This is a genomic window from Sphingorhabdus sp. SMR4y, assembly GCF_002218195.1.
In the GTDB taxonomy this organism is placed as follows: Bacteria; Pseudomonadota; Alphaproteobacteria; order Sphingomonadales; family Sphingomonadaceae; genus Parasphingorhabdus.
The window spans coordinates 3072600-3085580 of sequence record NZ_CP022336.1 but is presented as its reverse complement, the minus strand read 5'-3'; the positions used below and the strand labels follow the sequence as shown (position 1 = coordinate 3085580).

12 protein-coding genes are annotated in these 12981 nt (G+C 58.8%); 6 read left to right on the top strand and 6 right to left on the bottom strand.

All coding sequences use genetic code 11. The features are described from left to right. Window position 1: 1 nt before the first annotated feature. The 3 genes from SPHFLASMR4Y_RS14900 to serS all read right to left on the bottom strand — a co-directional run bounded on the left by SPHFLASMR4Y_RS14900 (window position 2) and on the right by serS (window position 3211). Entirely contained in the window at window positions 2-1054 is a 1053-nt protein-coding gene (locus SPHFLASMR4Y_RS14900) for a M23 family metallopeptidase (RefSeq protein ID WP_089134927.1), read from the bottom strand. Between the two features lie 112 nt (window positions 1055-1166). Continuing rightward, on the bottom strand, window positions 1167-1931 hold the full coding sequence (gene surE, locus SPHFLASMR4Y_RS14895) for a 5'/3'-nucleotidase SurE (RefSeq protein WP_089134246.1): 765 nt from the start codon (window positions 1929-1931) through the stop codon (window positions 1167-1169). Then, a complete protein-coding gene (gene serS, locus SPHFLASMR4Y_RS14890; RefSeq protein WP_089134245.1) occupies window positions 1931-3211 on the bottom strand; it encodes a serine--tRNA ligase in 1281 nt (426 codons plus the stop codon). The genes surE and serS overlap by 1 nt, the downstream gene beginning before the upstream one ends. A 200-nt stretch (window positions 3212-3411) precedes the next feature. Between serS and SPHFLASMR4Y_RS17200 the strand changes: the two genes are divergently transcribed. The 4 genes from SPHFLASMR4Y_RS17200 to SPHFLASMR4Y_RS14865 all read left to right on the top strand — a co-directional run bounded on the left by SPHFLASMR4Y_RS17200 (window position 3412) and on the right by SPHFLASMR4Y_RS14865 (window position 6927). Beyond that, window positions 3412-4005 carry a hypothetical protein gene (locus tag SPHFLASMR4Y_RS17200; RefSeq protein WP_186265965.1) on the top strand — a complete coding sequence of 198 codons (594 nt, stop codon included), beginning with the start codon at window positions 3412-3414 and terminating at the stop codon, window positions 4003-4005. Between the two features lie 731 nt (window positions 4006-4736). Further along, window positions 4737-5195, top strand: coding sequence for an RNA polymerase-binding protein DksA (dksA, locus tag SPHFLASMR4Y_RS14875; RefSeq protein WP_089134244.1), 459 nt, complete (start codon window positions 4737-4739; stop codon window positions 5193-5195). Between the two features lie 192 nt (window positions 5196-5387). Continuing rightward, window positions 5388-5798 carry a PilZ domain-containing protein gene (locus SPHFLASMR4Y_RS14870; protein WP_260806992.1) on the top strand — a complete coding sequence of 137 codons (411 nt, stop codon included), beginning with the start codon at window positions 5388-5390 and terminating at the stop codon, window positions 5796-5798. 88 nt (window positions 5799-5886) lie between these two features. Continuing rightward, the gene (locus SPHFLASMR4Y_RS14865; RefSeq protein WP_089134243.1) at window positions 5887-6927 is read left to right on the top strand and encodes a CaiB/BaiF CoA transferase family protein; all 1041 of its coding nucleotides are present in this window, start codon (window positions 5887-5889) and stop codon (window positions 6925-6927) included. Here the strand turns inward: SPHFLASMR4Y_RS14865 and SPHFLASMR4Y_RS14860 are convergent. Genes SPHFLASMR4Y_RS14860 through SPHFLASMR4Y_RS14850 form a run of 3 tightly spaced genes read right to left on the bottom strand, consistent with a single transcriptional unit; the run spans window position 6885 to window position 10026 of the window. Continuing rightward, window positions 6885-7646: a LytR/AlgR family response regulator transcription factor gene (locus tag SPHFLASMR4Y_RS14860; protein ID WP_089134242.1), complete on the bottom strand. Its 762-nt coding sequence runs from the start codon at window positions 7644-7646 to the stop codon at window positions 6885-6887. The two genes, SPHFLASMR4Y_RS14865 and SPHFLASMR4Y_RS14860, sit on opposite strands and share 43 nt — an antisense overlap. A 2-nt stretch (window positions 7647-7648) precedes the next feature. Beyond that, the gene (locus SPHFLASMR4Y_RS14855; protein WP_089134241.1) at window positions 7649-8824 is read right to left on the bottom strand and encodes a sensor histidine kinase; all 1176 of its coding nucleotides are present in this window, start codon (window positions 8822-8824) and stop codon (window positions 7649-7651) included. Further along, a complete protein-coding gene (locus SPHFLASMR4Y_RS14850) occupies window positions 8821-10026 on the bottom strand; it encodes a DUF2891 domain-containing protein (protein WP_222102936.1) in 1206 nt (401 codons plus the stop codon). The genes SPHFLASMR4Y_RS14855 and SPHFLASMR4Y_RS14850 overlap by 4 nt, the downstream gene beginning before the upstream one ends. A gap of 38 nt (window positions 10027-10064) precedes the next feature. On the opposite strand from SPHFLASMR4Y_RS14850, the gene SPHFLASMR4Y_RS14845 reads away from it, so the two are divergent. Both SPHFLASMR4Y_RS14845 and SPHFLASMR4Y_RS17395 read left to right on the top strand, forming a co-directional pair. Next, window positions 10065-11498 (top strand): MATE family efflux transporter, encoded by a 1434-nt coding sequence (locus SPHFLASMR4Y_RS14845; protein ID WP_186265964.1) that lies wholly within the window; start codon window positions 10065-10067, stop codon window positions 11496-11498. 121 nt (window positions 11499-11619) lie between these two features. Further along, complete coding sequence (locus SPHFLASMR4Y_RS17395; RefSeq protein WP_260806991.1) at window positions 11620-12942, top strand: cell wall hydrolase; 1323 nt, start codon at window positions 11620-11622, stop codon at window positions 12940-12942. The last annotated feature ends 39 nt before the right edge of the window (window positions 12943-12981 follow it).

Sequence of the window (12981 nt, the reverse complement as noted above, 5' to 3'; positions counted from 1 at the left end):
TTCAGCCGCGTTTCGGAAGATGCATGTTCGGATCGACCGGCTTGCGATCCTTGCGAATCTCGAAATGCAGCTGGGGTTCCTGAACATAGCCGCTTTCACCGGCCAGACCGATGATTTCGCCGGCCTTGACAGTCTGGCCGCGCGTGACATCAAGCTTGTCGGCATGACCGTAAGCGGTCACCCAGCCGGCGCCATGGTTGATCAGAATCAGCCCGCCAAATACGCCAATCTCGTCACCGCTATAGGCAATCACGCCGTCTGCCGCCGCCCGGATGGGCGTTCCCTTGGGAACAGCGATATTCAGACCGTCATTCACCTTGCCACCGCCCTTGCTTCCGAAGCCGGAAAGGATGCGACCATCGACCGGCCAGCGAAATCGACCGGCAAAATTCGTCGGCGTAGCGATCGTGACATTGGGCGTGACGGCTTTTCGCCACTCGGATTCCTCTCCCGCAACGGCACCATCGGCGAGCGCCGGCTGGCTGCCGGTGACAATATCGTCAATGTCCAGATCAAAGGCCGCCGCGCGCTGCTCGATGCTCAGACTGGCCGGGTCACTCGGGGCACTGGCGGGCAGCAGCAGCTTCTGTCCGACGCGCAAAATATAGGGCTCTTCCAATTGGTTCAGCGCCACAACATCGCGCCATGGCGCGCCATAGGCCCGGGCAATGGCAATACCGGTCTCACCGGATTTGACCGCATGATAGCGGCCGCCCGTGATTTTCAATTGCTGACCGGGATGAATGACATAGGGCTCAACCAGGCCATTGGCCGCGGCAATGATCTGCGAACCTGCCCCCGTCTTGTTGGCTATCCCGCGCAGCGTATCGCCGGGCTGAACGATATATGTTCCCGTTTCCACCCGTTGCGCATTCGCCGTTACGGGACTCGCCTGCCAGGTGGATAGCGGTGCTTGTTCAGGCGCGGTACCGAAATCAACAGATTCCACAGGCAATTGAGGAGGAGGAGGCGGAGGCGAGGTATAGTCGGTACGCCCCGGCGGAATGCAGGCCGTTACTGCGACAAGCAGTGTCAGGATCGCAATATCACGCATATAGGCTCCCATTCGCCAGCCCCTCCCTACGGAAACGCTATTAGCAACAAAAGCGCAGCTTGCCAGCCCCGCAGGCCAAAGCCTAGTAAAATCTCGGGCGGGTGGATCGCGATCAGGGGTAAAGTTTTTTCAAACCATCCATGGACTGATAATGCGTAAGATCCAGATGCAGCGGCGTAACCGAGACATAGCCATCGGCAATGGCTTCCAGATCGGTACTATGGGCCGGCGTCTCCACCATCGGCCCGAGACCGAACCAGTGATATTCGAACCCGCGCGGGTCCCGGTTGCTGACGATCTGCAACCGTCCATAGTCTCGAATGCCCTGCGACACGACCTGTACGCCCTTGACATCGCTCGCCGGGAGCGCCGGAAAATTGATATTGACCAGTGTCCGGTGGTCCATGCGTTGCTTGATCAGGGGCCGCAGCACGCGTTCGCCCCAATGCACGGCGGCATCAAACGGCACGTCAGCGCCCATATCTCCGCGGGCATAATCCTGGCTAAGGGCGATTGACGGGATGCCGGCCAGCGCACCTTCCATGGCAGCCGACACCGTCCCCGAATAGGTAACATCCTCACCGAGATTGGCGCCCCGATTGACCCCGGACAGAATCAGGTCGGGTGGCCCGTCCTTCATGATTTTGGCAACCGCCATCATCACGCTGTCGGTTGGTGTTCCATCAACGGAATATTGCTGGTCACCGCGTTTGCGAATACGCAGTGGCCGGGTGATGGTCAGCGAATGACCGGCACCGGAATTCTCGTCAGACGGCGCGACAATCCAGATATCGTTGGAAAAATGCGAAGCGATATCAAACAGGATTTTCATCCCGGGCGCATCGAAACCATCATCATTTGTCAGCAATATACGCATTACACTGGCTCCAGCTTGTCGATCCCGCCCATATAGGGGAGCAAGGCCGATGGAATCGTCACAGAACCGTCCGCCTGCTGATAATTTTCGAGAATAGCGACCAGGGTCCTGCCGACAGCAAGGCCCGAACCGTTGAGAGTATGGACAAATCGCGTACCCTTTTCTTCTCCCTCCGGCCGGAAACGGGCATTCATGCGCCGCGCCTGATATTCGCCACAAGTCGATATACTCGAAATTTCGCGATACGTGTCCTGTCCGGGCAACCAGACTTCCAGATCGTAGGTTTTGCGAGCTGTTGCGCCCATATCGCCGGCGCAGAGCAACATCTTGCGGTAGGGCAGTTCGAGTGCTTTCAAAATCGATTCCGCGGCTTCGGTCATCCGTTCATGCTCGGCGTCGCTGTTGTCAGGATGGGAAATGGCCACCATTTCCACCTTTTCGAACTGATGCTGGCGAATCAGCCCCTTGGTATCCTTGCCGGCAGACCCGGCTTCGCTGCGAAAACAGAGAGTAAGCGCAGTCAGCCGGATCGGCAGCCGGGTCTCATCCAATATTTCGCCACTTACACTGTTGGTCAGGCTGACCTCCGCGGTCGGGATCAGCCAGTGACCATTTGTGGTCTGGAAGGAATCTTCTGAGAATTTGGGCAGCTGCCCTGTTCCGAACATCGCCTGATCGCGAACCAGCACCGGCGGTGCGCATTCCTCGAAACCGTTTTCGACGGTCTGCTGGTCGAGCATGAACTGCCCGATTGCCCGTTGCAGACGCGCGATCTGCCCGCGCAGAAAAGCAAAGCGCGAACCGGACATTGCTGCAGCCGTTTCGAAATCAAGACCGAGAGCCGGACCAATATCGCTGTGCTCCTTCGGGTCGAAATCAAATTTGCGCGGTTCGCCCCAGCGCTCGACCTCGACATTGCTGTCTTCGTCTTCACCGGGCGGGACGCCCTCGGCCGGCAGGTTTGGCAGCGCCGCCAGCATGTCCTGTAGCCGGGCGGAGACATCCCTCTCCTTTTCTTCAATTGCCGGCAATTTGCTTTTCAGCTCGGCAACTTCTGCCATAAGCGCCTGCGCTGTCTCCTCGTCGCCCTGACTCTTTGCCTTGCCAATCGCCCGGGAGGCCTCGTTGCGACGCGCCTGCCCGTCTTGCATCTCGGTTTTCAGGCCGCGACTCTGTTCGTCCAGCGCCAGAATGTCTTGCGCTACGGCTTCCACTCCACGCTTCGCCAGCGCAGCATCGAATTCGTCGGGATTTTCGCGAATATATTTTATATCATGCATGGCCAATGCCTATGCCGAGCGTCTGTTTCACTTGCAAGACTGCAAAGAAAAAAGCGGCCGGATCGCTCCAGCCGCTTTTTCTGTTTTCTCTGGCTCAGACTGCTCAGGCAACAACTGCCTTTTTCGCTTTGCGACGGCGGGCAAACAGGGCCGCTGCAGCGGCACCAAAAAGCAACACAACGGGCGGTGCCGGAACATCCGTGCCACCGGTCGATCCACCGGTGCTGCCGCCCGAAGACGAACTGGAACTGCTGCTCGACGAACTGGAGCTGGAAGAGCTGCTCGAAGAGCCGCTCGACGTCCCGCCGAAGCTGGAAGATCCGCCGGTTGCACCAGACGAACTGCTGGTGGAGCTGCCGCTCGAACTGGACGAGGACGAACTGCTGGACGAGGAAGAGCCCGAAGAGCCCGAAGAACCTGAGGAGCCCGAAGAACCTGAGGAGCCCGAGCCTCCGCTGGAACCATGCCCCGGCTTGCCGGGTTTTCCGCCACTCGAACCGGATGAGCTGCTCGAAGAGCTGCTGGACGAGCTGGAGGAGGAGGAAGAACTGGACGAAGAAGAGCTGCCGCCCGTCGATGTACTGGTTGAACCGCCGGTGCTTGTTACACCACCTGTCGATGTGCTGGTCGAACCACCGCTGCTGGTCGAGGAAATCACCACTGTTCCGCCACCGGTGCTGCCACCACCGAAGAAACCTCCGAAAAATCCGCCGCCGCCAACGCCGCCGCTGCCGCCGATCACGACCGGGATTGAACCGCCGCTGCTGCTGACAGGCGGAGCCGGCGGAATATAGGGAGGCAGAGGAATCGGCTGTGGTGCCGGCGTCTGGGCGATCGTGACAACCGATGGCTGACAGGACGTCGTGGTCTTGGTCACCGTGCGTCTTGTCCGTTTGATCTTGCGGGCAGGCTCACCCTTCCTGATCGTCCGAGCCCGGACCGGTTTCTTTTTCGACATCTTTTTGACGTAAGGGGCCGCTGGCGCCTCTGAAACATGCACTGCGCCACCACCAATGAGTGCCCCCCCGCAAGTGCAGGCGCATAATTTTGCCAAAGCCATACGTACCGACATAATCTATCTCTCTTCCGCTGTGGACCGCATCAATCAGCCTGCCTCTCGAAGGCAGCACCACTGATCGCGGCCTCGACATGCGCAAGAAAGACAGAAGAATTGGTAAATAACAATTGCTTTAACGCTGTTTTCGAGTGCGAAACGCAAAAATAGGTTAACAGATCGTACCCGTTCAGGGTTAATGTCCCGAATTGGAACTCATGCCGACAGCTTTCTTACGATATCCCGAAAGAAAAGCGCATTTTGCGTCGCAATTGCAGCAGCATTCCCCTTATTCAATCACGCAAAAATATATAAAGCCCAATCAAATTTTGGCGCAAAATTTTACAATAAGCGGATTATTGGGTGGATAGCGATTTTGCGCCTTGTTTCCAGTGACTCCGCTGGGTATAGGCCCGCCCTGTAAATGGTCCCGCCTTCCGAAGTTCGGGTCAGGCATGATGTTTGGAGAGTATGTTGGCATCCTCGGTAAAAAAAGCATCCACAGAAAATGGCGCAGAGCAGGTCCTCCCGAACGGCTATGAACCGAGCGAGGACGAAGAGTTCATGAACGAGCGCCAGCTCGCCTATTTCAAACGGGCTCTGAAAAAGTGGAAACAGGAAATCATCGACGAATCCAAGGAGACTCTGGCGCATTTACAGGACGGCCCGATTCAGGAAGCCGATCTCAATGACCGGGCGTCGAGTGAGACGGACTGGGGCCTTGAACTGCGGACCCGCGACCGCCAGCGCAAGCTGACTTCCAAAATCGATGCGGCCCTGAGGCGGATCGACGAGGGCGAATATGGTTACTGCCAGGTCACCGGCGAACCGATTTCGCTCGATCGGCTGAAAGCCCGGCCAATCGCGACCATGACCGTCGAAGCGCAGGAAGCGCATGAACGGAACGAGAAAATCTCGCGCGACCAGTGACTTACCCCTCTGCTTCGGCGGAAAGCCCAGGCATTCTCAACATTTCGTCGCCGGCGCCGACGTGTCTGGTCCGTTGAACTGCACATATTCGCTGCAAGAAACAGTCATTACAATTAACGAAATTTGCACCAATTTCGCCTTACTACTGGCTATGCGAGACATGTATTTACATTTACCGACCACGGGAAGCCCATGAACGAGCCCTTTGACGATAGTCTGAAAATGAACAGCCAGGCGCTTGACCAACCGAAGCGGCAGCTGGATCGCGACAGCCTGTTTCTCAAGGCTGCATTGAACTTCGTGGATGGCGATGATTGCGGTGAAGTCCGGATTCGCAACCTGTCGGCCGGTGGCCTGATGGCTGAAGCACAGGTTCTCGCCAAGCGCGGCGACAAGGTTCAGCTGGAATTGCGCAATATCGGTCAGGTGACCGGTCGTGTGGCATGGGTCGCGCAGGGCAGATTCGGCGTGGCCTTCGATCATCCTATCGACCCCAAGCTCGCGAGACAGCCGGTCGGACAAAAGAAGATGGAATTGCCCCGCTATCTGCGTCAGCAGACAAAAAAGGTTCCGCCATTGCGCAAGGGACAACGCACGCGCTGACCCGCGAATCAAGGCTCAAAATTAAGCTTGATTAGGGAAACCTCCCTGCATAGGACAGTTTAATCATTCGATTAAACAGGAGCAGGACATGGCGGGACCACTTACGGGTATCAACATCATCGAATTTGCAGGAATCGGCCCCGGCCCCTTCTGCGGCATGATGCTGGCCGACCAGGGCGCGACCGTCACCGTTCTGCACCGTCCGGGGGCCGCCCCGGATCCGCGCCTTGCCCTTTCCCGGTCCCGCAATCTGGTCGAGATCGACCTGAAATCCGAAGAAGGCATCAGGACGGCCCGCGAGCTGGTGAAAAATGCCGATGGTCTGATCGAAGGCTTCCGCCCGGGCGTGATGGAGCGGCTTGGTCTGGGACCCGACATCCTGCTCGCCGACAATCCCAAGCTTGTTTACGGCCGGATGACCGGCTGGGGCCAATATGGACCGCTCGCCTCCGCAGCGGGCCATGATATCAACTATATTTCCATTTCCGGCGCCCTGCATGCTTTCGGGCGGGCCGGCGAAAAGCCGACGCCGCCGATCAATATGGTGGGCGATTTCGGCGGCGGCGGCATGATGCTGGCGTTCGGTATGGTTTCCGCCCTGCTGCACGCGAAAACAGGCGGCACCGGTCAGGTTGTGGACTGCGCGATGACCGATGGCTCGGCCGCATTGATGGCAATGATTTTCGATTTTCACAATATCGGCCAGTGGCAGGACGAACGGGGTGTCAATTTGCTCGATACCGGCGCGCATTTCTATGACAGCTACGAGACGTCCGATGGCAAATTTATCTCGATCGGGTCGATCGAGCCGCAATTTTACGCAGAGCTTCGGCAAGTCGCCGGCCTGACCGACGATGCCGATTTCGACGCCCAGATGAATCCCCGGCAATGGCCGGTGCTGAAGGAAAAGCTGACCGCGCTGTTCAAGACCAGGACCCGCGACCAATGGTGCGCGCTGATGGAGGGAACGGATATATGCTTTGCCCCTGTCCTGTCGCTGGCGGAGGCCAAGGAACATCCCCATAATGTCGAAAGGCAGACATTCGTAGACGTCGGCGGATTGCAACAGCCGGCACCGGCGCCGCGTTACTCGGTGACCGTTCTGGATCCGCCCAAACGCCCGGCCTGACCGGACCCGGCTATTCTCTCGGCATAGCGGGGGCCTATCGGCAGCTGTTTGCCGTCCTGCAAGATGACATATCGCTTGCGCCCCTTGCGGCGGACCTCGGCGATGCAATCCCTTCGCACGATGGCGGACCGGTGCACGCGCACGAACAGCTCGTCGGGCAACAGTCGTTCCAGCGAGCGCATCGACTGATGCACGAGAAAGCTGCGATCGGGCAGATATAGCCGCATATAGTCGCGCTCCGCCTCGACCCATTCGATATCCGAAACCATCAGTTGCAGCGCCCCGGCCCCGTCCTGCACCCACAGCCGCCCGACGGCATCCGCCTCCCCGTTGTTTACAGCGCGTGCCCGATTGGCAATGGCGCGCTCCACCGCTTCGCGCAGCAGCAACTCCTTCACCGGTTTCAGCAAATAGTCAGTGGCTTCCAGACGAAAGGCCTGCACCGCATAAGTGCTGTGCGCCGTGGTAAAGATAATCTCCGGCATATGGCCGAGCGCCTGGCAGAATTCCGCAACCTTGAGTCCGGAGAAATCAGGCATATCGACATCAAGCAGCAGGATATCCGGCTGCTTCAGCCTGATTTTCTCGACTGCCTGGCGGCCGCTATTGGCCAGTGCAATCTCGCCGAAAAGCCGGATTCGTTCGCACAATGCTTTCAGCCGCGTGCGGGCAAGCGGCTCGTCATCGACAATCAGCACCGATGGCGGCGGCTGGTCCATGTTTACAGATCCTCGAAGATCAGGGAGGGATCGGGCAGGACGATGGTCGCAATCGCCATGCCGTCCCTGCTATTCGCCAAAAGCAGCGACGCATTCTGCCCGTATAACGCCCGCAACCGGCTCTGGATATTGGTCAGTCCGGTCCCGGTCCCCGCCGCCCGGTCATGCGGTTGCGTCGGCGGGATTTCCACTCTGCCGTCATTGGCGACACTGATCCGCAACCGATCCTCCTCCACGCGCGCGGATATGATGATATTGAGCGGCTGGTCCGCCGCTGACACGCCGAATTTAACGGCATTCTCGATCAGCGGCTGGATGATCAGCGCCGGAATGCTCCAGTCATTTGCCGCCGGTTCAACATCGACAAAATAGAGCAGCCGCTGCGGAAAACGCATGCGCTCGATTTCAAGATAGCGCACCTGCTGGGCAATTTCCTGCTCCACGGTAATCATGTCCTGCGCACCACCGGTCAGAACCGCCCGCATATAGTCGGCCAGGTCATCGACCAGCTTTTCCGCCTGCTCGTTTTGCCGGTCGATAATCAGGCTGCTGACCGAGTTCAGCGCATTAAAGACAAAATGCGGATTCAACTGGTAACGCAGAGCCCGCAATTCACTCGACCGGTTGACCCGCTCTAGTTCACGGCTGTGCACCATCATCCGCTGTACGTTCTTGCTGTGCGACAGAGCCAGATACAAGGCTCCCCAGCTGACCAGAATGAAATAGCGGGTAAATGCTTCGTCCAGGACATAGGCCCAGTCGAATGCTGCGAAATCGACTGGATTGAGCAGATAGGAAAAGTCGAACAAGCCGGCGTCATGATTAAAAACGATCTGGTCGACGAGCGCGATATAATTGGCCAGGACCATGGTCGGCAGGCTGAGCATGAAAATCGCCGCCCCCATGCCTTTGCAACGCACCATGACCAGCAGGCGATAGAGCAGCCAGGTGACGGTAATGCAAATGCTGGTCATCAGGATGCGCTGCACGAACAGGGCGTCTGGATTGCTCTGCGGCACATATAGGACACGGCTGGTGACAAACAGGAAATAGGCACCCCACACGCCAAAAATCGACTTGATCGCGAGATCGCGATTGACGGGAAACAGCCGGTAAAACAGACTTGGCGTTCGGCTCTCGACGATGCGCGCCGGTCGGATGGACGGACTTGGCTTCACGAATCCGGATTGCTGCCGGTTGCATCAATTCCCCGCCGGGTCCGCCAGTAAGTCGCGAAACTGGCAAGCCAGTGGCTACCGGAATAATGCGGCGTCCGCACGGCCTGTTCTCCCGAATCGCCGTGCAGCCTGGCAGATGCGAGAAGCGATGCGCGGCGCGCGTCACCGGCCGGAAGCGCGGAAGCCATGCCTTCCAGCGCCCACGCTCGCGACAGGTTGAGCCCGTCGAGATGAACCAGCTTCCCGTCCGTCGGATCGTTGACAATGCCGACCGCCAGCCAGTCACCGCTGCCATCCTCGGGGATATTGGGCAGGAAAGCGGACAGCCAGCGGGCATATTCATCGCCATCCATCACCCGCCGCATCAGGTCGGCCACCATCAGGCAAGAAGACAGAAAATCCTCTCCCGAAGGTTCATAAGCCATTGGACAATCGCGGTCCTGGCGATGAAAACTCAGGCTTTTCTCACGCACCAGAGCGGCCAGCTCCCGGTCGCCGCTGCGCGCGGCCCAGTCGAGGAACAGGCCAAAGGCGAAGGCGGACTGGTTGTGTGTCCCCAGCCGGACGGGATAGGCCAGTTTCGGCAGCCAGTCCTTGATATTGCCGACGATCAGGGTTTCCAGCGGTTGCAGCCGGGCCAGCCATAGCTTCGCCTGCTCGGCCTTTCCGCCCGTGCCATTCGCGATATCGCGCAATTCGGCCGTCAGTTGCAGAAACCATGCGATACCATAAGGCCGCTCGAACGCCGTCCGGTCCGCACCCTGGAAATAGGCCAGTTCACCGGCGACCTTCTCTGCGGTAAAATTTGCCTTCAGCGCGGCCGCGATTTCCTCGTCCATCTCCGGCACCAGATCCTGTCCCCAGAGTCGGGTGAGCAGCCAATGGCCGTGAACAGCGCTGTGCCAGTCGAAACAGCCATAGAATATCGGTGTCAGCTTTGCCGGCTCGGCGACATCGGCAGCGCTGTTGAGGACATGGCTGATCTTGTTGGGATATTGCTTGTTGATGCAATTGAGCGCGATTCGGGCATAGGCCTGTTCGGCCCGCCGCGGTTCCAGGGTATTGTCCGCCGGGTCAGGCGCGGTGTTGCGACGCTCGAAAACATCGCGGTCCGGCGACGAGGATATATTCTCCTCCTCCGCTGCAGAACAACCTGCCAATGTCGCAATCATCAGCGCGACCAGTGCTTTTCGATAGACCATTTGCCCCTCTCCAAAGATCATTTTCCAATAGAGAGGAATTGACCCCTTGGCAAAAGACTATAGGGCAAATTATCTTTTCCGCCATTGCCAGTTCCGGCCAAGGCGATCTGCAGTGGAACAGTATTATCGCGACCCGACCCGCCATATTCCTGACCGGCAGTCTGTTACGGCATATCACCAGCATGACGCTGACCGCCAGCATCGGCACGCTGACCATATTTCTCGTGGATTTTGCCGATCTGTTCTACATCGCGCAACTGGCCGACAGCTCGCTGACCGCGGCAATGGGCTTTGCCGCCACGATCCTGTTCTTCGGCACGGCTTTCCATATCGGCCTGATGATCGCCACCAGCGCGCTGGCCAGTCGCCATATCGGCCGGGGTGATCCGGATCAGGCACGCCGTTACCTGACGAACATCCTGGTGCTCAGCATGCTGATGATGATTCCCCTGGCGCTGCTCTTGTTTCAGTTCGCCCCCGGAATTCTGGAATTGGCAGGCGCCGACGGTGCGGCCAATCAGGCGGCAACGGGTTATATCCGGATCGTCGCACCATTCATGCCGGCCAGCGCGGCCGCGATGGTCTGCTCCGGCTTCCTGCGCGCCCATGGCGCGGCCCGCCGATCGATGCATGTCACGCTCAGCATGGGCATCACCAATGCAATTCTCGACCCGATTTTCATCTTTGGCTTTGACTGGGGGATCAACGGCGCGGCGGTCGCCAGCGCCTGTGCAGTCGTCGTTTCGGCACTCTATGCGATCCGGACGATTATCAGAAATTACGGCGGCTTCGAGCGCTTCACCCTGCCCGGCTTTCGTGCCGACATCCGGCCGATCACGGCGATTCTGTTTCCGGCGGTCCTGACCAATGTCGCGACGCCGATTGGGGGTTTCATCTCCTATCGCTTCATCGCCGACTATTCCGATGACGTGATCGCCGGCTTCGCGGTCGTGAGCCGGGTCGTACCGGTGGCATTCTGCCTGATGTTTTCGCTGTCCGGCGCGGTCGGACCGATCATCGGCCAGAATTTCGGCGCACTGCAATATGATCGGGTCCGCACGACGATCCGGCAGGCCACGCTGTTCGCCCTTGCTTACACCCTCCTGATCTGGCCGATCCTCTATCTGCTCAGCAGCACGATCAGCGATGCCTTTCATTTGGTCGGGGACGGCCGACACGTGTTCTGGCTATTTGCCGTCTTGCTGACTCCCCTATTCTTCTTCAACGGCATGCTGTTCATCAGCAACGCCGCCTGCAACAATCTCGGCCATCCCGGCTGGTCTACTCTGATGAACTGGCTGCGCAATACGCTGGGAATCCTTCCCTTTCTCTGGCTCGGCCGCGAATATTACGGGCTGGACGGCATCATAGTCGCCCCGGCCATTGGCGGGGTAATATTCGGCATAGCCGGTTATTTTCTCGCGCAGTATCTGGTTCGCAGGCAGGCGCAGAATATTGCGTTAACCGTTTAATATTCCAGACAAACGCGTCCCATGTTGAAACAGCATATTCAAGCAGCGCGCATCAGCCGTCACAGACGGCTATATTCCGCGCCATCTGCCCTGCTGGGCCAAATCAGGCATTAGAAAACACGTGCGCGTACCTCCACCCTATGTTCCGCCTCTGAGCAACAATATTCCCGATTACGGGCAGGGTCGCGCGTGTCCGGAGCGGCTGACCAGAGCAGAACAGGGGCCAGTCGAACCTCAGGTCGACCGGCCCGCTATCGACTCCCGCCCGTCACAATCGGGCCAGTGGGCCGGGTCCCTTGCCAGGCTATCGATCCGCGAACGAATATTGACGGTGCTGTTTCTGTGCAGCCTGCTCCTGATTCCGGCAACCCTGCCGCAATCGAGCGTCGATGCGCAGCAGTTCCGCGCCAGCAGTTCACAATTGCAACCGGTCGAACGCGCGGAAGAAAATTTTGCCGGCTCCGCCTTTTATTTTCTCGATCCCAATTATGCGATTCCTCGCAATTACGGGGGATTTGGTGCCGATCCGCTCGCCGAAACCGGAGCGATTGACGGTTTACCCGATAGCATCGGCAACGATACGGACCGGGCGATGACAGCGCATCTGATCCGCCCGATCGCCTTCCGCGGCTCGACGACAGATGACAGCCGGGCGTTATATTGCCTGACGCAGGCGATCTATTATGAAGCCGGGATGGAACCCGATGCCGGCCAGCGCGCCGTTGCCCAGGTGATATTGAACCGGGTCCGTCACCCGAGCTATCCCGGCACGATATGCGGCGTGATCTATCAGGGCAGCGAGCGGGCGACCGGTTGTCAGTTTACCTATACATGCGACGGTTCGCTGCGCCGCAAGGCTGCAAGCTTTCACTGGAACCGCGCCAAGAAGGTCGCAGCGGAAGCACTGGCGGGGAAAAGCTACACCACCGTCGGCACGGCCACCCATTATCATGCAAGCTATGTCTATCCATATTGGGCTCCAAGCCTGCGGTTTCTCGGAACGGTCGGAGCTCATCGCTTCTACAGTTGGAAAGGCAATGCGGGGAAAGCCAGCGCCTTCAGCCAGAAATATGCGGGCGGAGAGCCTTTACCGGCACCAAAGCCCCGTCGCGAGAATGCCGTCCGCGACGGTGGTTCTGCTACAGCGCTCGATCCGATTGCACTGGAACAGGCCTATGAGGCAGCCCGCCGCAAGGCCGAAACGGAAGCCGCGCAAGCTGACAGGGCCGCCGCGCTTGCTGCCGATCATGCCCTTCGCAATAACCGCTCCGGCCTGGCGCCGGATGTGCAGATACCCCGAACCTACAAGGCGCCCGATTATAGCGCTCAGGCAAGGGCCAGAGGCGGTGATCAGGCCTATGCCGGACAGAGATTGCCGGATGCTGGCCAAATCAAACCCGAGTTCCGCGACAGTGGCAGCTGGAAGAAAAAGCCCGGGGGCTAGCCGGCAGCCCCGTTCCCCCGATAGTTTCGCGGGCAACCA